This is a genomic window from beta proteobacterium MWH-UniP1, from assembly GCA_036362785.1.
In the GTDB taxonomy this organism is placed as follows: domain Bacteria; phylum Pseudomonadota; class Gammaproteobacteria; order Burkholderiales; family Burkholderiaceae_A; genus Lacustribacter.
This window is the reverse complement of sequence record CP143625.1, coordinates 1,811,834-1,830,086: the sequence shown is the minus strand read 5'-3', so window position 1 is coordinate 1,830,086 and position 18,253 is coordinate 1,811,834. Positions and strand designations below refer to the sequence as shown.

15 protein-coding genes are annotated in these 18,253 nt (G+C 56.4%); 7 read left to right on the top strand and 8 right to left on the bottom strand.

Translation table 11 applies throughout. The features are described from left to right. Positions 1-4 precede the first annotated feature (4 nt). Entirely contained in the window at positions 5-1,276 is a 1,272-nt protein-coding gene (locus tag AOB54_09005; GenBank protein WVN41602.1) for a DNA recombination protein RmuC, read from the top strand. On the opposite strand, the gene AOB54_09000 is transcribed toward AOB54_09005, so the two are convergent. From AOB54_09000 to moaC, 4 genes are read right to left on the bottom strand one after another with little or no spacing between them, the layout of a single operon-like run. Continuing rightward, on the bottom strand, positions 1,259-1,687 hold the full coding sequence (locus tag AOB54_09000; GenBank protein ID WVN41601.1) for a GNAT family N-acetyltransferase: 429 nt from the start codon (positions 1,685-1,687) through the stop codon (positions 1,259-1,261). The genes AOB54_09005 and AOB54_09000 overlap by 18 nt on opposite strands. Before the next feature lie 12 nt (positions 1,688-1,699). Beyond that, positions 1,700-2,656: an ROK family protein gene (locus AOB54_08995; GenBank protein ID WVN41600.1), complete on the bottom strand. Its 957-nt coding sequence runs from the start codon at positions 2,654-2,656 to the stop codon at positions 1,700-1,702. After that, positions 2,656-3,834, bottom strand: coding sequence for a CaiB/BaiF CoA-transferase family protein (locus tag AOB54_08990; GenBank protein WVN41599.1), 1,179 nt, complete (start codon positions 3,832-3,834; stop codon positions 2,656-2,658). Before AOB54_08990 ends, AOB54_08995 begins: the two co-directional genes overlap by 1 nt. 37 nt (positions 3,835-3,871) lie before the next feature. After that, entirely contained in the window at positions 3,872-4,360 is a 489-nt protein-coding gene (moaC, locus tag AOB54_08985) for a cyclic pyranopterin monophosphate synthase MoaC (protein WVN41598.1), read from the bottom strand. A 19-nt stretch (positions 4,361-4,379) separates the two neighbouring features. On the opposite strand from moaC, the gene AOB54_08980 reads away from it, so the two are divergent. Continuing rightward, positions 4,380-5,975, top strand: coding sequence for a M48 family metalloprotease (locus tag AOB54_08980; GenBank protein ID WVN41597.1), 1,596 nt, complete (start codon positions 4,380-4,382; stop codon positions 5,973-5,975). Here AOB54_08980 and waaF read toward each other — a convergent pair. The 3 genes from waaF to AOB54_08965 are packed head-to-tail and all read right to left on the bottom strand — an operon-like array spanning position 5,914 to position 8,169. Then, positions 5,914-7,044 carry a lipopolysaccharide heptosyltransferase II gene (waaF, locus tag AOB54_08975; protein ID WVN42818.1) on the bottom strand — a complete coding sequence of 377 codons (1,131 nt, stop codon included), beginning with the start codon at positions 7,042-7,044 and terminating at the stop codon, positions 5,914-5,916. The two genes, AOB54_08980 and waaF, sit on opposite strands and share 62 nt — an antisense overlap. Further along, a complete protein-coding gene (locus tag AOB54_08970; GenBank protein WVN41596.1) occupies positions 7,022-7,231 on the bottom strand; it encodes a zinc-finger domain-containing protein in 210 nt (69 codons plus the stop codon). The genes waaF and AOB54_08970 overlap by 23 nt, the downstream gene beginning before the upstream one ends. Positions 7,232-7,248: 17 nt before the next feature. Beyond that, the gene (locus tag AOB54_08965) at positions 7,249-8,169 is read right to left on the bottom strand and encodes a branched-chain amino acid transaminase (GenBank protein WVN41595.1); all 921 of its coding nucleotides are present in this window, start codon (positions 8,167-8,169) and stop codon (positions 7,249-7,251) included. A gap of 67 nt (positions 8,170-8,236) precedes the next feature. Here AOB54_08965 and AOB54_08960 point away from each other — a divergent pair, with 67 nt between their 5' ends. Then, entirely contained in the window at positions 8,237-9,022 is a 786-nt protein-coding gene (locus AOB54_08960; protein ID WVN41594.1) for an AzlC family ABC transporter permease, read from the top strand. Then, complete coding sequence (locus tag AOB54_08955) at positions 8,997-9,347, top strand: AzlD domain-containing protein (protein WVN41593.1); 351 nt, start codon at positions 8,997-8,999, stop codon at positions 9,345-9,347. Before AOB54_08960 ends, AOB54_08955 begins: the two co-directional genes overlap by 26 nt. Here AOB54_08955 and glnE read toward each other — a convergent pair. Next, entirely contained in the window at positions 9,344-12,136 is a 2,793-nt protein-coding gene (gene glnE / locus AOB54_08950; GenBank protein ID WVN41592.1) for a bifunctional [glutamate--ammonia ligase]-adenylyl-L-tyrosine phosphorylase/[glutamate--ammonia-ligase] adenylyltransferase, read from the bottom strand. The two genes, AOB54_08955 and glnE, sit on opposite strands and share 4 nt — an antisense overlap. Between glnE and AOB54_08945 the strand changes: the two genes are divergently transcribed. From AOB54_08945 to tldD, 3 genes are read left to right on the top strand one after another with little or no spacing between them, the layout of a single operon-like run. Beyond that, positions 12,135-15,926 (top strand): AsmA-like C-terminal region-containing protein, encoded by a 3,792-nt coding sequence (locus AOB54_08945; GenBank protein ID WVN41591.1) that lies wholly within the window; start codon positions 12,135-12,137, stop codon positions 15,924-15,926. The two genes, glnE and AOB54_08945, sit on opposite strands and share 2 nt — an antisense overlap. Positions 15,927-15,959: 33 nt before the next feature. After that, entirely contained in the window at positions 15,960-16,772 is an 813-nt protein-coding gene (locus tag AOB54_08940) for a carbon-nitrogen hydrolase family protein (GenBank protein ID WVN41590.1), read from the top strand. 6 nt (positions 16,773-16,778) lie between these two features. After that, on the top strand, positions 16,779-18,248 hold the full coding sequence (gene tldD, locus AOB54_08935) for a metalloprotease TldD (protein ID WVN41589.1): 1,470 nt from the start codon (positions 16,779-16,781) through the stop codon (positions 18,246-18,248). Positions 18,249-18,253: the final 5 nt, after the last annotated feature.

The following is an 18,253-nucleotide window of genomic DNA, read 5'->3' as shown; positions in this document are numbered from 1 at the left end:
TTTTATGCTTGAAATGTCTTCTCTTTTGATGCTTCTTGTTGGCGTTGCGCTCGGTGCCGCGTTCATGGGTTGGCGTTTTGCAAATGCACAACGCCGGAATGCGGAGCAGCTTGCGGCGGTGTCAACTCAATCTGCAAGCGAGGTTGCCAATGCGAAAGCAGCTAGCGCAGCCGAAATCGCTAGGTTAGAAACAGAATTGAATGCTGAGCGTCGGCAGTCTTCTGAGAAATTGCAGATGCTTCAGGCTGCTCGGGAAGATCTTTCGAATCAGTTCAAAAATTTGGCCAACGAGATTCTTGAGGAAAAATCAAAAAAATTTAGCGAGCAAAATAAGTCAAGCCTGGGCGAACTGCTTGAGCCACTTAAGACGCGGCTCTCACAATTCCAAGGCAAGGTCGAAGAAGTCTATGTGCAAGAGGGTAAGGATCGAACCGCCCTTGCCGAACAAGTTAAGCAGCTCATGGAACTCAACAAGCTGCTGAGCGATGATGCAAAAAATTTAACGAGTGCTTTAAAGGGTTCGGCAAAGACTCAGGGTAATTGGGGCGAATTGATCTTGGAAAGAGTGCTCGAGGCCTCTGGCCTGCGCAAGGGGCAAGAGTATGTGGTTCAACAGAGCCACACCCAAGAAGACAACTCTCGACTTCAGCCTGACGTTGTGATTTATCTTCCCGAGCGCCGACATCTGGTGGTGGACTCGAAAGTCTCCTTGGTTGCTTATGATGCCTTTGCTGCAGCGGAGACTGACGCCGAGCGGGAAATTGCTGTGAAGCAGCACTTAGAGTCAGTTCGTAAGCATATGAAAGGGCTCTCTGATAAAAATTATCAGACAATTTACGGGATCGAATCACTGGATTTTGTGCTGATGTTCGTGCCAATTGAGCCTGCATTTATGGCAGCGGTGACTCATGATCGTGGATTATTCATGGAGGCCTGGCAAAAGAATGTTTTGTTGGTTAGTCCGTCGACCTTACTTTTTGTGGTGCGCACTGTTGCCCATTTGTGGCGTCAGGAGGCGCAGAGTCGTAATGCCCAAGACATTGCCAACCGTGGCGCGGAGCTCTATGACAAGTTTGTTGGCTTTGTGAAAGATTTCGAATCAATTGGTGACCGAATTCGTCAAGCCCAACAGGATTACGATGCAGCCCACGGCAAGCTCACCAGCGGCCGGGGCAATGTCATTCGTCAGGCTGAGATGCTGAAAGAGCTGGGCGTAAAGCCGAGCAAGAGTTTGCCGGACACACTGGTGGGGCTTGCATCACCCGATAAGGAGTGATCGCCGCATCAGCCGGTGATCAATACCCGCCTCGGAAAAGACGGGGCCCTCTGCAACAAACCCAAGCGATTCATAAAAGCCCAGTGCCTGACATTGGGCGTGCAGAAAGACTTCCTGGTGGCCTTGGTCTCGCGCGGCTTCAATCAGTGCGGACAGCAATAGCCCGCCAAAGCCCTCGCCACGGAATTCTTTTAAGACCGCCATGCGGCCAATGCGGCCGTCGGGGCAGAGCCGGCCAGTGGCGATAGGTTCTCCGTCTAGCGTAATCACGGCATGGATTGATACCGCGTCTAGTTCATCAAGCTCTTCTTCTGCAGGGACTCGTTGCTCATCGACAAAAACTTTGAAACGAATCGGCGTGGCCATCTCGGCACATTTGCCCCAATCGCCAAGAATTAGTTTTGAGCCCATAGTAATTGGTGGCTAGTCCCCAGACTCGTCTTGTTGCAGACGATCGGAATGGAGTGTGTCATGCCGGCTGGGCAGCCAGGCCGCACCGCGCACACCCGATGCATCACCGTGCATGGCGGGTAGCAGATGGGTCTTGGTAGGCTGATCCGAGAAAATCCACTGCTGCCATCGCTTGGGAATTTCTGTGTAGATCTCATCGATGTTGCTAAGGCCCCCGCCCACCACAATCACATCGGGGTCCAGGATATTGATCACCATGGCCAATGCGCGGGCCAGTCGGTCAAAAAAGTTTTCCATCACGGTCATCGCAATCGGATCGCCGGCGCTGCGCTTTTCTAGCAGGGCCTCTACATTGGTGATCGTGCTGCGGCTTGCTGCATTAAATTCTTTGACCAGGGCAGGCCCGCTTAAAAAGGTTTCAATGCAGCCTTGCCGACCGCACCAGCAGGGGTTTCGATGTCGTTCGTCTTCTTGCTGCCAGGGCAGGGGCGTGTGGCCCCATTCGCCAGCGATGCCATTGGCCCCCACGACCAGTTTTTTGTGCAGTACTAACCCACCGCCTACACCCGTGCCCAGAATGACTGCAAAGCTTGATGTCGCATCGCGGGCTGCACCATCGGTTGCTTCGGATATCGCCAGGCAGTTCGCATCGTTTGCGACCTCGACCCGATGACCGATGGCTTGCTCTAAATCTGTCTTGAGTGGTTGGCCGTTAAGCCAGGTGGAATTCGCGTTTCTGACTCGACCATCTTTGGGGGAGAGCGAACCGGGGATGCCCATGCCAATTGAAAAATCAGAAGCACTGTGGGCCTGCTGCGCATCCTTAATTAAGCCAACCACTGCCCGCAGGGTCTCGCCATAGTCGTGTCTTGGTGAGGAAATGCGTTTGCGCCAGACCACTTCGCCTGATGGGCTCAGCAGTGCTGCTTCAATTTTTGTGCCACCAAGATCAATGCCGAGCCGAAACATTATTGGCCAAGCCAGTCCCGCAGAATCTCCTGCTCATGCTGGTTCTGCATGGGCGGGGTGATGCGATATTGCACGGGCGTTTCTGAAAAACGAATCGGATTGGCCAGCACTCGGACATGGCCACGACTAGAGGCTTCGTGCGGCATGCTAACCACGGCACCACGGGCTTGCACATGCGGATCATCAAAGACCTGGGCCAAGGTGTTGACTGGCCCGCAGGGCACGCCTACTTTTTCCAGCGCATCAATCCAGTGCTGCCGGCCCTGACGTTGTAAGGCCACTGACAGCTTTTCAATTAAGACTTGACGATTTTTGACGCGTGCAACATTTGTTGCGTAATCTGGGTGCGCCCCCAGTTCGGATACGCCAATCGTGTCGCAGAGTTTTCGGAATTGACTGTCGTTGCCCACCGCCACGATGATCGGGTCATCGGCTGTGGGAAAGACCTGATAGGGCACGATATTGGGGTGGCCGTTACCGAGGCGCTGTGGATTTTTTCCGCTTTCTAAAAAGTTGGTGCCGGCATTGGCCAGCCATGCAATCTGCGTGTCGAGCAGGCTCACGTCGATGTACTGGCCTTGGCCCGTTTGATCACGGTGCCGCAGGGCCGCCAGAATACCCACCGTAGCGTACATGCCAGCCATGACATCGGCCACCGCCACGCCGACTTTCATGGGTTCACCATTGGGCTCACCGGTCAAGCTCATGATGCCGCCCATGCCTTGAATCAGAAAATCATAGCCAGCACGGGGTGCGTAAGGACCGGTCTGGCCAAAGCCCGTGATAGAGCAGTAGATCAGCCGCGGGAACTTCTCTTTTAATTGCTCGTAAGACAGGCCATAAGCCTTTAATCCGCCGACCTTGTAGTTTTCAATCAGGATATCGGCTTTTTCCAAAAGCCGATGAATCAGTGCTTGGCCTTCACTGGATGCGATATCAATTGCAATCGACCGTTTGTTGCGGTTGGCACACAGGTAATAAGCGCTCTCGGTGGTGGGCTGGCCATCTTTGCCGGTGACAAACGGAGGGCCCCACTTGCGGGTGTCATCCCCTTCGCCGGGTTTTTCTACTTTAATCACATCGGCACCCAAGTCGCCGAGCAGTTGTGTTGCCGATGGGCCGGCCAGAATTCGGGTGAGATCCAAAACCCGAACGCCTTGAAGTGCCATGGGTTGCATAGAGAAACTCTTCTTTTAATGCGTCATTGAAAAAATCTCAGGGTCGACGATAGCTGCCAGATTTGCCGCCATGCTTTTCAAGCAGCTCGATATCGGTCATGGTCATGCCACGGTCTACAGCTTTGCACATGTCATAGATGGTCAGCAGGCCCACCTGCACAGCAGTGAGCGCCTCCATCTCGACGCCGGTTTTGCCGGTGACTTCTACTGTGGCGGTGCACTCAACGGATGAACGCTGCCCATCGGCGAGATCATGAAGCTCAAACTCAACCGCAACCCGAGACAGCATGAGTGGGTGGCACAGGGGGATCAGATCGGCTGTTTTCTTGGCCGCCTGAATAGCGGCGATGCGGGCAATGCCGATCACATCGCCTTTTTTGGCATCGCCCTGGCGAATCTTTTTCAGCGTCTCGGGCTGCATCAGAATCCTGCCCCGGGCGACGGCGGTTCGATGGGTGTCGGCCTTTTCGCCGACATTGACCATATGGGCCTGGCCTGCGGAATCAAAATGGGTGAAGTCAGTCATAGACCCTATGATAGAGCGTATGCCCAAGAAAAATTTGTCGTTTTCCCGTCGTTTGACCGCAGCCGGCCTGGCGCTGGCGTGCCTTGCCACATCCTTTGGTCCGCTGCGCGCCCAGTCTATTGGCCGCGGCATTGACAACCTGCCCTCGCTTGGCGAAGCGTCAGTTGACGAGCTAAGCCCCGCCGCTGAGCAGCGCCTGGGCGATCAGATTTTTCAAGAATTTTTACGGATGGGGGTAGTCCATGACGACCCCGAGGTGACTGATCTTTTATCCCGTCAGGCCAATCGATTGTTGTCCGCTTCGAACACACTCGGCCATAGTTATGACGGCAGGCCTTTCCGCTTTTTCCTGGTCAAAGATCCCAGCATCAATGCCTTTGCTTTGCCGGGTGGCTATATCGGTGTTCACACCGGGTTGATTACCGCTTCTGATCGCGAGTCGGAAGTCATGTCCGTCTTGGCCCATGAAATTGGGCATGTCACCCAGCGCCACATTGCACGCATGTTTGGGCAGCAACGGCAGACCTCGGCCGTGATGATTGCGGCTGCAGTGTTGGCGGCCATGGCCGCCAAGGGTAGCCCCGATGCCGCCATGGGCGTGTTGTCACTTGGGCAGACGGTGGCAATCCGTGAGCAATTGGCGTTTTCACGTGATGCTGAGCGCGAGGCAGACCGGGTTGGATTGCAGATTCTCGCCGAGTCAGGCTTTAACCCCACGGGAATGTCGTCCATGTTTGAGCGGCTGAGCCAAGCCGGCAGGCTTTATGACAACAATGCCCCAGCGTATCTGCGAACCCACCCGCTGACCACAGAGCGTATTGCGGATATTCAATCGCGGCTGCAGAGTGATCCGGCCGTGATACGCGTTGCCCAGCTGACCGCTACTCAATCCAACTCAATCGAATTTGATTGGGTGCGCGCCAAACTCACCGCGCTGGCTGACCCCAAGGTCGATAGCTTGCGAGTTGCACGCCAGCGTTTCGAATTGCGCCTGAAGTCATTAAAACCAGATGCCGCGCTTGAGCAGGCATCTATTCATTACGGTATTGCATGGGCAGCACTCTCGCAACGGGATTTCACTGCAGCACGGCGTCACCACCAGATGGCAGAGCAGGCTGCGATTACTGCCCGAGTGATCGATGCCACCACACCTTTACTGGCCTATTTAAAGCTTCAGATCGCTATGCTGTCCGCAGCCGATGCGGATCAGCGGCGCGAATTACAAAGCATCGCATCCCAAACCGTTGTCCAGCATTCAGAGTCGCGTGCTTTGCTTAGAAGCGCAGCAGAGGCCTACTTAATCAGTGGCGCTTCGGCCGACACAGCGGCACAGACAGCAAGACAAGTTACACAGCAGTGGCCTTGGGACCCGCAGGCGTGGGCCTTGCTTGGCCGGGCAGAGGCCGCCCGCGGCAAACGCACCGCGCAGCATGCGGCTATTGCCGAACAATATGCGTTGTCGGGCGCTTATGCGGCCGCGATTGAACAGTTGACGCTGGCCCGGACTGCTGCCGATGCCGATTTCATCACCCTGTCTAAGGTCGATGCACGGCTTACAACGATGCGGGCGATGTTGCGCCGTGAACAGTTGGAGCGTCAGCAATCAGGCCGTTGACCGCGTCCGTGACTTGGTGGGGTGCCAAGTCACGTAAACAAGCGGTGGTCCCCAACGGGCATACCCGCTGAAAACACGGGCTACATGAGAGATTGAGGGACAAGGCCCGGGCGGTCTTGGCATGCGGTGGCGTGTGATGCGGATCGCTTGACCCAAAGATGCCAACCACAGGCACACCGAGTGCGGCGGCCGCATGCATCAGACCAGAGTCGTTGCTGACCGCAACACGCGCCAGCGAAATCCACCGAAAGGCCTCAAGCAATTTTGTCTTGCCGGTGAGATTTAAAATTTGATCCGCTGGTGTGGCCGCAGCACAGATGGCCGTAGCCGATTCCATATCTTTAGGCCCACCCACCACAACTACTGCCCGATCGTCTCGGCCTGCTAACCAGTCATTGGCCACTTGCGCAAAGTAGGCCGCGGGCCACTGTTTCGCGGGGCCGTATTCAGCGCCCGGGCAAATCGCCATGATCGACTTTTGAATAAACGCATCAAAGGCTTGCTGACCCAAACCATGGTTGCCGAAACTGGCAATGGCAGTGGGCATCACCATCACCGGCCGATGCTGGCCGAAGCGATCAATCGCAGATCGATCAATCGCATGATCGGCCAAGGCCAGATATTGGTCGAGCATGGAGGGTCTTGACCCCCCGGTTTGATCCACTGCAGGGGCAAGTGTGCGGCGATCATTAATCAGCCAATAGCGTGATTCGCCAAGCATGCCGCGCCGCATGGGAATGCCAGCAAGCCAGGGCACAAGTGCTGATTTCAGCGAATTCGGTAGCACCACGGCTGTCTGATATTGACCGCGAAACCTGCGGGCAATGTCGCGTCGCAGTCCCCATTGCAGTTGGCCATGGACAAAGCTAACGGTATGGATTTGGCGAATGTCGGGGCAGCACTCGTATACGGCGTTGACAGCGGGAACAGCCATGACATCCACCGCCCCATACTCTTGGGCGAGTTGATGAATTAATGGCAATGACATGATGGCATCGCCCACCCACTGTGGTGCGATGACTAAGGCGGCTCGGCCGCCGTTGAAATTAGTGGCCGTGGACTTTTGCACCCGGCTCAAGCTGATACGTCGTGCCGCAATACGGGCAGCGTGCTTGGCCCTGATGTGTGACGTCTAAAAACACCCGGGGGTGATGGTTCCAAAGCGGCATCTTTGGGTTGGGGCAGTGTGCAGGCAGGTCCTCGGCCTTGAGAATGACCGGGGACTGCTGCTGAGCCGATGTTGCATCAGAGGACATGCGGTCTCCTTTTGCGATTAGACCGGATAGATCCAGTGGCGATACTGCGATGCTTTACCGGCCACCACATCAAAAAATAAATTTTGTAATTTTTCGGTGATGGGGCCACGCTGTCCTGCTCCGATGGGCCGATCATCCAGCTCACGAATGGGGGTGACTTCTGCGGCAGTGCCAGTGAAGAAGGCTTCGTCAGCACAGTACACCTCATCACGTGTGATGCGCTTTTCAATGACTTCAATCCCAAGGTCGCGGGCCATGGTCAGCACGGCATCACGCGTAATGCCATCTAAGCAAGAGGCCAAGTCGGGCGTGTAGAGCTTGCCGTTTTTCACAATGAATACGTTTTCACCCGAGCCTTCGGACACATAGCCATCGGTGTCGAGCAAAAGCGCCTCGTCGTAGCCATTAGCGCAGACTTCCTGGTTGGCCAGAATCGAGTTGATGTAGTAGCCGCTTGCTTTGGCCCGCACCAACGATACGTTGACATGGTGGCGTGAGAATGACGATGTCTTCACACGAATGCCCTTTGTCAGCCCCTCTTCACCAAGGTAGGCGCCCCAGGGCCATGCCGATACCGACACGTGAATTTTGTTGTCGCGGGCAGCAATACCCAGCTTTTCGGAACCAATCCAGATGATGGGGCGGATGTAGCACGACTCTAGATTGTTGCGCTTCACGACCTCTTTCTGCGCCTGCTCTAGCGTTGTTGTATCAAACGGCACCTTCATCTGGAAAATCTTGGCCGAGTTCATCAGCCGCTGGGTGTGCTCTTTCAGACGAAAAATTGCGGGGCCAGAGGAAGTCTTATAGGCCCGAACGCCTTCGAAGACGGCCATGCCGTAGTGCAGAGAGTGCGTGAGCACGTGGATCTTGGCATCGCGCCAAGGCACGAATTCACCATCTAACCAGATCCAGCCATCACGATCGGCCATTGACATGACTTGCCCCTGTTCAAAATAAAGTAAACCGACATTTTAGCGGACCTGCCCCTCTACAATTTGGGCCATGCAAGCGCTAAAGCGGCTTTTCACCAGCCTATCCGACCCGAATGCCCGGATGGCGGTTCAAGACATGTTGCCGGCCGCCGTGGCCATGGTGGCCTGGGGGGCGGTGACGGGGGTGGCCATGGTCCAGTCGGGCTTAACCCCACTTCAGGCGGTGGGTATGACGTTTATGGTCTATGCGGGCTCGGCCCAGCTCACCAGCCTGCCGCTTTTTGCGGCCTCCGCCCCGTTTCCCATCATCTGGGCCAGCGCTTTGATTGTGAATCTGCGCTTTGTGATTTATGCCGTGGCGGCAAAACCGTTTTTCAGACACCTGCCGCTAGGCCGCCGCATCATTTATGGCTTTGGCATGGTCGATGTTTTGGCCGCGCAGCTCTTGCGTCGGTTTGATCCGGCCCGCGCCGAATCACCGGCGCTCTTACACGATGTCCAGGCCGATCAGCAGGCCCCCGTGCGCTACTTTGAGGCGGCCAGTCTCATGATGTGGGCCGTCTGGCAGACCAGCTCCTTAGCGGGTATTTTCTTGGCCCAATGGATTCCGTCAGCTTGGGGCCTGGAGTTCGTGGCGACCCTGGCGCTGATTGCGTTGCTGATGCCCATGATCACGGATCGGGCGGCCCTGATCTGCGTGGGGGTTGCGGGGGGCGTTGCGGCCCTGTGCGTATCACTGCCGCTTAATCTTGGCCTGTTGCTGGCGGTTCTGGCGGGTGTTGCAGCGGCCATGGTCTTTGATGGAACACCTAAGGAGCGTGTCTTGACGAATGAGGGCACCGCAGATGGATCATGAGTTGTACATATGGCTTGGCCTGGCGGGCCTGATGGCCATGACCCTGCTAACGCGATGTGGTGTGTCGGTGTGGCCGCGGCCCATCACCTTAGCCCCCCGTTTACAACGGGCCTTGCGATTTGCGCCGATGGCGGCGATTGCTGCGGTGATTGTGCCAAGTGTGCTGGCCCAGCCGGCCAGTGCGGGCTTTTTTGAACTGATGCATCCGAAGACCCTGTCGGTGGCAACGGCTTTACTGGCCTGGTGGTTTACCCGGCAGATGGCCACCTGTTTGCTGTCGGGGCTGTCGGTCTATGTGATCTTGAAACTGGCCTTCGGCCTTTAGGTCCTGGCCCGCTCGTGAATTGATTGCAGATCACGAATGGGACTGGGCGCATCGCGAAACACAAACTCCCATAACGCACCTACGTCTTGCCGTTGGAGGGCAAACTCTTCGGGCCCAACCCGAGCGGAGCCCGCGCCAGAGAGCCGTTCGGCGTGCTGCCTGCGGCGAAACTCGCGATAGGCATTGCCAACCCGTTGGCCAAGATCAGCATCAATCAGGCCCAGTTCACCGGCGATTCGGAGTAGTGCGATATTGCCCAGATTGCCGGTAAGCACCGGATGGTCGTGACTAAAGCGCAGCACCAGGGTCTGGACAATAAATTCAATGTCCACCATGCCGCCTTGGTCGTGCTTAATGTCGAACAAGTCGCTCGTGTTGGGGTGGCCTTCATGCATTTTTTGTCGCATGGCCAGCACCTCTTCAAGCAATGGAGCGACATCCCGCTTTAAGCGCAGGATCCGTTCACGTTCTTTTTCAAAAGCAGCGCCAATGCCGGTGTCTCCGGCGCAAAACCTTGCCCGCGTCAGAGCCTGTTGCTCCCATACCCAGGCCCGCTGGGTCTGATAATCAATAAAGCCATCAAGCGATGTCACCAAAAGCCCAGCGTTGCCATTGGGCCGCAGCCGCAGATCAATCTCAAACAAAGTGCCCGCTGATGTAGCGGTGGATAACCAGACATTCACGCGCTGGGCAAAGCGGGCGTAGATCTCAGAGGCCATCTCATGATCATCGTCGTATAAGAAGATCAAATCCAAATCAGAGGCATAGCCCAGTTCTTTGCCGCCAAGTCGGCCATACGCAATTACAGCAAAACGCGGCGTGTCGAGGTGACGCTTGGCCATGGTGGGCCAGACCGTATCCAACGTCACTTGCAAAACGGCATCCGCCATGGCTGACAGGTGGTCGGATAGTTTTTCTAAGGGCCAGCGGCCATCCAAATCTTGTACCAGTAGCCGAAAGAGATGGGCATGGTGCACTTCACGCAGCGCATCCATTTGTTGCTCAATGTCGGCCACGCCATTTAGGCTAGCCTCAGCAACGCGTGCAGACAGTTCGGCCCGAAACGCCTGATCATCGGGCGGCGTCTCGATTGATCGTGTGTCCAGTAACTCATCTAACACGATCGGGTGTTGGCGTAAGTAGTCTGCCGCCCAGGCCGATGCGCTCACCACATGGGCCACGCGCGACAGTGCGTTGGGAAATTCGTCAAACAGAGCCAGATACGATGCCCGCCGGCCAATGGCTTCAATCAATTGATTCAGTCTTGCTAGCGTTTGTTCTGGGTTGGGTGACTCGGCAGCGATGGTTTTGATCTTGGCCGACAAACGCTCAAGCCGGGATGCCCGATCATTGGCCACGGGGGCGCCAGGCTCGATCGGAACACTCGCAAACAAGGGCTCAAACGACTCACGAACAAGCTGCTGGGTGGATTCCAACTTAGCGATAAAACGTTCTGGATCATCAAAGCCCATGGCCCGCCCCATGTGGGCAATGGCATCGGCCTTGCCTGGCAAGACATGGGTCTGCGCGTCGTCAAAGTATTGAAGTCGATGCTCAAGGTCGCGCCAAAATTGATAGGCCTCTAGCAAACGATCTGCTTCTTCTTTTCCGAGACGCCCGCTTTGCGCCAAGTGACGCAGGATTTCTCGTGTGCCCTTGGCCCGAAGCGGCTCTTCCTTGCCGCCACGAATCAATTGGAAGAGTTGGGCAATAAACTCAATTTCTCGAATACCGCCTTGTCCGAGTTTGATATCGACAGGGGAGCGTTCTCCCCCCATGTGTGATTCGCGGTTAGATTGACGGCGCGATGCCTCTTGCCGAATTTGACTATGCAGGTCGCGAAGGGCGCCCAATACGTTGAAATCCAGATAGCGGCGAAACACAAAGGGGCGCACCACATCGTAAAGACCGCGCACCGATTGGGCGAAACTTGCCGCGTCTTGCACGCGATGCTGGTTGACGACGCGGGCCTTGATCCATGCATAGCGCTCCCACTCCCGGCCCTGCACAATGAAGTATTCCTCGAGCATGCCAAGACTGACCGCCAGTGGTCCTGCGTCCCCATTGGGCCGCAGCCGAAGATCCACGCGAAAGACGATGCCATCGGCGGTGAGCTCCCCCAGGAGTGCCGCCATTTTCCGACCGACTTTGGTAAAAAAAGTAGTGGTGTCGACAGATTTTGATCTGGGCGTGCTGGCATCGGTCTCGCCATCTTCTGAGAAGACATAAATCAGATCCACATCAGATGAGACATTGAGTTCACCACCGCCAAGCTTGCCCATGCCGATAATCATCATGTCCTGGGGCGCACCACTGGCATCTCGCGGAATGCCATGTTGCGCGATTGATGTGGTCATCGCGCACTGATACGCCGCATTGACGGTCATCTCGGCAAGGGCGGTGATGCTTTCTAGCGTCTCATCGAAAGAGGCCTGTTTGGCAAGGTCACGGGCCATGATGGCCAGCACCACACTGTTGCGAAACTGGCGCAAGGCGCCGGGCATGATTTCGGCGGCTTGGTCAGAACAAGGATCCGCAGATGGCCAGCAGGCTTGAAAGTGGGCGTGTAGCCGCTCAGCGCTCAGGGGCTGGGACACATCGATGACCTGGCCTCGGGCGAGCACCCCAGGCAGCACCCGCCGCGCAAAGGCAGAGTGGGACAGGGCAGCAGCATAGCCGGGCAAGTCGGGGATTTGATCGACGAGATGATCTTGGCTCAGCATGTTTTTTGAGTTGGCCAATCGACGCTGGTAGGGAAAGGAGGTGTCCTGTGCAAGAATTCTGCTCATGCTAACCCAAGCACTAGGCCGCTACGAGCCAGTTGTTCGGACCGTGATTCGTGTGGCCGCCTATCTGGCGGTCGGATTCTCGGCCATGCTGCTTATTGGCCTGCTGCTCATTCGGTTTTGGCTCTGGCCCTCGGTGCCACAGTGGCAAAACGATGTCTTGGCCAAGCTTGAAACTCAGCTCGCGCCCCAGGGGCTGACACTTCGTATCGGTTCGGCCCAGGCGGACTGGGAATCCTGGTATCGGCCCAGGCTACAGATAAAAGACATCCGCCTGCTGAGGGCCGATGGTCAATCCGTGATGTCGGCTGATCAGGTGCAGGCCATCCTTGGCCCACGTTCTTTGGCCATGCTTTTGCATTGGCAGCCAATTTTTTCAGAGCTTCGTCTGGCCAATCCGAGTGCTTTGGTGGAACGCCGTCCATCGGGTGAGATGGTTGTTGCGGGGTTCTCTCTGGCAGGCGAGACTGCAGACCCATCGGTCTTGAATTGGTTGTTGCGTCAGGGCCGGTTACGAATTGATGGGGGTGCGCTGACCTGGCGCGATGATCAGCGCAACAAATCAGCCGAGCTTCGCGACATTACCTTTGCCATGAACAACTTTGGCCCCCGGCATGCCTGGGCCCTGCGGGCGACACCACCGTCGGCCCTGGGCGAGGGTTTTGTCTTACAAGGAAAATTTAATCACGGCCTGTTTGATCAACCTTCGGCAATTCGGGATTGGACCGGCGAGACCTTTGTGCAGTTTGACCGGGTCAATCTGTCAGAGCTCTTCGGTTTTGTGCACTTGCCAGAGCAGACACCATTAAAAGTCAATGCTGGTCAGGGGGCGTTGCGGGCTTGGATAGTGGTGCGTGCCCAACAGATTGAAGATTTAACCGTTGATCTCGATCTCACCGGGGCGTCGTTGCAGTGGGGCACCACACGCCGACCCATGACATTGCAACAACTCTCGGGCCGGGTAGAGACCAGGCTGTCTGCCAAAAAACAAGATGTGGTGCTCACCAATATCGGGCTGCGTTCAGCCCAACTGCAAGAGGCAATCAATATTCCATCGGCCCGCCTGAATATTGAGCAGCTGAGTGAGGCGGGTGATTTGTCGGTTGCGCTTTCTGCCAAGACACTCGACCTCTCGGCGGCCATGTGGTTTGCCGAGCATGTGCCGCTTCCAGCAGCCTGGAAAAAAAATCTCACAGAGCTGCAGCCGCAGGGCCGGTTTACCGACCTAAAGCTGACCTGGCGGGAGTCCTCTGCCCAGATCACAGGTTTTTCATTGGACAGTCGATTTGATCAGTTGTCGTTGGCGGCAGGCAAGACCCGCCCAGGGTTTAGCGGCCTGTCGGGTCGCGTCGAAGCCAAGGAGTCGGGTGGCGAACTCAGCCTGGATAGCCGCTCTACCGCGCTGAGTTTCCCAGGGGTGTTTGAGCAGCCGCGATTGGACTTGGATCGGTTGGACGCGCAGTTAAGTTGGAGATCAGAAAATATTCTTACGGCAGATGGCCAGACGATCCGCCCAAGTTTTGCTGTGTCAATCAAAAAACTTTCCTTGGCCAACCGTGACACCGCCATTGAAGTGGCCGGAAAATTTGATTGGCCTGGACACGGCGCTGGTGTTGCTGCCCTAGATGGCCGAGTGCTTCGGGCAGACCCCACAAAAATTCATCGTTATGTACCGCTTCAGGTTGGCGCCGACACCCGCGCCTGGCTAAAAAAATCTCTGTTGGCATCAAAGCCGTATACCGCCACGTTTGCACTGCATGGGCCACTGGATCGTTTTCCGTTTCGTGATGAGCCGCAGCATCGATTCATCGTCAAGGCACAGGCCGATGCGGGGAGTATTCTCCCCGCGCCAAATTGGCCAGCGATCACCAATATTCACGCCAATGTGATCTTCGAGCGGCAGGCCTTTCGCATTAACGCTACCGGCGCAAAGTTAAACGATTTGTCGTTTTCGACAGTGACCGGCAAGATCGACGATGTGGAGGCGGCCAGGCCCATCTTGGTGCTGGACGGAAGTCTTAGTGGAGATGCGCAAAAATTAATTGACGCCACCAACCGTTCGCCACTGAAAGCAGACCTTGACGACGTGACTGCGGAGATGCGGGCCCGCGGTAACGCGAATTTAAATCTTGCGTTACGGCTTGATTTAGACAACACCGACCGGTCTCAAGTGGCCGGCAAACTCTCTTTGGCGCGTGGCAGTACCTTTCTTTTTTCGGAGTCGCTTCCAGAGATCTCTACCCAGTTTGCAGAAATCACTTTTGATCAAGATATGGTTCAGGGGCTGGATGTGCAGGGCCAGGCCCTTGGCGGCGCTATTCGCATCACGAACCGCCCGCCACCAAAGGGCAGTAAAGATCTGAATGTTTTGATCGAGGGGCAGGCCACCGCGGCTGGTTTACAGCAGTGGGCTGAGCAGTCTCTGGGCATGTCATTGAAAGACACCATGTCCGGCATGGCCCGTTACTCTGCATCGGTCACATCACGCGGTAACGCCACACAGGCAAGAATCGAGTCCTCACTCGAGGGCCTATCGACTAATTTCTATGGGCCCTTTAAAAAACAGGCCCGGGACAACTGGGGTTTGAAAATTGATCTCCAGCGCACAGCCGCCACGACACCAGGTGGTTATGGCGGAGATTCTTGGGTGATCACCAGCAATCAGCAGCATGTCAATGCCAAGATCAATCGCAGTTTAAGCGCCCGTGGCGAAACCCAGATTGATTTGGATTCGCGCGATGTGGCTGGACAATTCAAGTGGATTCCGGCGCAGCAGGCGGCAATGAAGTCGACTAAATCGGCCACGGCGCCGCGCCGTGCAGCAGTGCTGCAGGCCAGACTCTCCAGGCTTTGGCTAGAGAAATCTAAAAAATCAGACGAAGCAAGCGAATCTGATGCGATGTCGGATTCGATTGCCGAGGATTGGCCGGTGGTGGATCTGTCGGTCGAAGACTTTCGCGTTGGGGAGAGGGCCTGGGGCAAATTGGAAGTCCAGGCCTCACCGGTGGCGGCTACCCGCAGCTGGGAAATCTTGAAGTTTGCGTTGACCAATCCCGATGGTGTTTTAAGTGGCCAGGGCCAATGGAGTATGTTGAAGTCCCCTGCCCGTGGCGCGCCTCGGTCCAGAACATCACTCAGTGTGGAATTGCAGTTGAAAAATGGTGGTGCTTATCTGGTGCGTTCCGGCTACCCCAATGTCGTGAAAGACACCAGCGGCAAGATCGAGGGCCGCCTGTTTTGGCCTGGCTCCCCCATTGAATTTTCGGGTGCTGCGCTCAATGGCGATTTGAAATTGGATCTTGCCCAAGGCCAGTTTCTCAAGGCAGAGCCCGGCATCTCGCGGCTGGTTGGCGTGTTGAATCTGCAGTCCCTGCCGCGCCGAATCAAGTTGGATTTTCGCGATGTATTTTCCGAGGGCTTTACCTACGAAAAAATTAGCGGTGATTTGCAGTTCAATAGCGGCCGTGTCAGCACACAGAACCTAAGAATTCTGGGCATCCAGGCCTCGGTCTTGCTTGAGGGCTCGGCCGACATTAAATCCGAGACACAAGATCTTCGGGTGTTGGTCTTGCCGGAAGTCAACGCAGGGCTTGCTTCGCTTGGCTATGCGGCGCTCGTTAATCCTGCGGTGGGCCTGGGGGCCTTTATTGCCCAATACATCTTGCGAAACCCAGTGCGCGAACTCTTGTCTTATGAATATCGCGTCACCGGTAGCTGGACGGACCCGGTGGTCGATTCGGTCAAGCGCGAGATGCGCTCAGACACGCCCGAGATCAAACCGCTTCAAAAATAGACCTGCAGCGCCTGCAGTGATCAGGAGACCCGAATGTCGAATTCAGTTGTGGTGGCATCTGTTCAGATGGTGAGCACGCCACGTGTGGAAGATAACTTATCGCGCATGCGGGACTGGGTTGCCCAGGCGGCCCAGGCGGGCGCGCAGTTGGTACTCCTGCCAGAATATTTCTGTGTCATGGGGGCTGAGACCGACAAGGTGAAAATTCGAGAGCCGCATGGCCAAGGGGCGGGTTCGCCCATTCAACGGGCCTTGGCAGAAACCGCCGCCCAACATGGCGTCTGGCTGATCGGCGGCACAGTGCCGCTTGTGGCCAGCACGCCGAATCGGGTGCGAAATTCGGTGTTGGTCTTTGATCCCACCGGCAAAGAACAGGCCCGTTACGACAAGATCCACTTGTTCGCCTTCCAAAAAGGCGATGAGTCTTACGACGAAGCCCGCACGATTGAGCCGGGTACCGCACCGGTTGCCTGCGAAACAGTTGCGGGCCGCACGGGTTTGTCGGTCTGTTACGACCTGCGCTTTCCAGAGCTGTACCGTGGCTTTGGGCCCCTTGATTTAATTACCGTGCCGGCGGCCTTTACCTACACCACGGGCCGTGCCCATTGGGAGTTGTTATTGCGTGCCCGCGCCGTGGAAAACCAGTGTTACCTGCTGGCGAGCGCTCAGGGTGGAATCCATGAAAACGGTCGGCGCACCTGGGGCCACAGCATGCTGATCGATCCCTGGGGTGAAGTGATCTCGGTCTTGCCCGAGGGCGAAGGCCTGGTGGTGGGCAGGGTCGATCGGGACCGGCTTGCCGAGATTCGCCTAAACTTGCCGGCTCTGACCCATCGCGTAATGTGAATCGATATGAAACCTGCTGACGCCGCCATTGCCTCTTTAGCCACCGCGCAAAGCCTGCTGCTGGAACCATATGGTTTATCAGAGCAGCATTTGCATCGGGCCCTTGCGGACATTTTTCAGCACCGAGTCGATTTCGCAGATTTGTATTTCCAGTACACCCGTTCCGAGGCCTGGAGCCTGGATGAAGGCATCGTGAAAAGCGGCAGCTTTTCGATTGATCAGGGTGTGGGTGTTCGTGCAGTGAGCGGTGAAAAAACGGCCTTTGCTTATTCCGATGTCTTAAGCCCCCAGGCCCTGCAAGAGGCTGCGGTGACCACTCGCGCAATTGCCCGGGCTGGCAAGTCGGCAAAAACAAAACTGCAGACCGCCCCAGCACTCTCGATCCCTCACAGCGTGCTCTACGGGGATTTTGATCCGATTGCAGCCCTGTCATCACAAGACAAGGTGGATTTATTGGGCCGCGTGGAAGCCATGGCCCGCAAGCGTGACCCTCGGGTCATTCAGGTCATGGCATCACTGGCCGGTGAATACGATGTGGTCATGGTCTTGCGAAGTGATGGTGTGATGGCCGCGGATATTCGCCCCCTGGTCAGGCTTTCCGTCACGGTGATTGCTGAACAAAATGGCCGGCGAGAGCAGGGCTCCAGTGGCGGTGGTGGCCGTCAGGACTTGACCATGTTTACAGATGCCTTGATTGGCCACTATGTCGACGAAGCGGTTCGTCAGGCCCTGATCAATTTGGAGTCGCGCCCTGCACCGGCGGGCACCATGCCCGTGGTGCTTGGCCCTGGCTGGCCAGGCGTGCTGCTCCACGAGGCCGTGGGCCACGGACTCGAGGGCGACTTCAACCGCAAAGGGTCATCAGCGTTTTCAGGCCGCATTGGTCAGCAGGTGGCCGCCAAGGGTGTAACCGTGGTGGATGACGGCACACTCAAAGATCGGCGTGGTTCACTTAATGTCGACGATGAGGGACACGCCACCCAGTGCAATGTATTGATCGAAGACGGCATTCTTCGTGGTTACATTCAAGACAGTCTGAATGCGCGGCTAATGAAGGTGGCCCCCACGGGTAATGGCCGTCGAGAGTCTTATGCCCACCTGCCCATGCCGCGGATGACCAACACCTACATGCTGGCAGGCAAGGACGACCCCAAAGCCATTGTGGAATCGCTTGATCGGGGCCTGTATGCCGTGAATTTCGGGGGAGGCCAGGTTGACATCACCAGCGGCAAATTCGTCTTTTCAGCGTCCGAGGCCTATTGGGTGGAAAACGGCAAGATTCAGTACCCCGTCAAGGGCGCCACCATTATTGGCAACGGGCCGGACGCGTTGACACGCGTCACCATGATTGGCAATGACCTCGCGCTTGATTCGGGCGTGGGCACCTGCGGTAAAGAGGGTCAGAGTGTTCCCGTGGGCGTTGGGCAGCCCACGCTGCGGATTGAGGCCCTGACCGTTGGCGGCACCGCAGGCTAAAATAA

Excerpts from the sequence above, each read along its gene's own strand:
- AOB54_08995 (WVN41600.1), bottom strand. The coding sequence starts at position 2,656 with ATGTTTCGGCTCGGCATTGATCTTGGTGGCACAAAAATTGAAGCAGCA.
- AOB54_08990 (WVN41599.1), bottom strand. The coding sequence starts at position 3,834 with ATGCAACCCATGGCACTTCAAGGCGTTCGGGTTTTGGATCTCACCCGA.
- moaC (WVN41598.1), bottom strand. The coding sequence starts at position 4,360 with ATGACTGACTTCACCCATTTTGATTCCGCAGGCCAGGCCCATATGGTC.
- glnE (WVN41592.1), bottom strand. The coding sequence starts at position 12,136 with ATGAGCAGAATTCTTGCACAGGACACCTCCTTTCCCTACCAGCGTCGA.
- AOB54_08960 (WVN41594.1), top strand. The coding sequence starts at position 8,237 with ATGCAAGCGCTAAAGCGGCTTTTCACCAGCCTATCCGACCCGAATGCC.
- AOB54_08965 (WVN41595.1), bottom strand. The coding sequence starts at position 8,169 with ATGTCAATGGCCGATCGTGATGGCTGGATCTGGTTAGATGGTGAATTC.
- AOB54_08945 (WVN41591.1), top strand. The coding sequence starts at position 12,135 with ATGCTAACCCAAGCACTAGGCCGCTACGAGCCAGTTGTTCGGACCGTG.
- AOB54_08980 (WVN41597.1), top strand. The coding sequence starts at position 4,380 with ATGCCCAAGAAAAATTTGTCGTTTTCCCGTCGTTTGACCGCAGCCGGC.
- AOB54_09005 (WVN41602.1), top strand. The coding sequence starts at position 5 with ATGCTTGAAATGTCTTCTCTTTTGATGCTTCTTGTTGGCGTTGCGCTC.
- AOB54_08940 (WVN41590.1), top strand. The coding sequence starts at position 15,960 with ATGTCGAATTCAGTTGTGGTGGCATCTGTTCAGATGGTGAGCACGCCA.
- tldD (WVN41589.1), top strand. The coding sequence starts at position 16,779 with ATGAAACCTGCTGACGCCGCCATTGCCTCTTTAGCCACCGCGCAAAGC.
- AOB54_09000 (WVN41601.1), bottom strand. The coding sequence starts at position 1,687 with ATGGGCTCAAAACTAATTCTTGGCGATTGGGGCAAATGTGCCGAGATG.
- AOB54_08970 (WVN41596.1), bottom strand. The coding sequence starts at position 7,231 with ATGTCCTCTGATGCAACATCGGCTCAGCAGCAGTCCCCGGTCATTCTC.
- AOB54_08955 (WVN41593.1), top strand. The coding sequence starts at position 8,997 with ATGAGGGCACCGCAGATGGATCATGAGTTGTACATATGGCTTGGCCTG.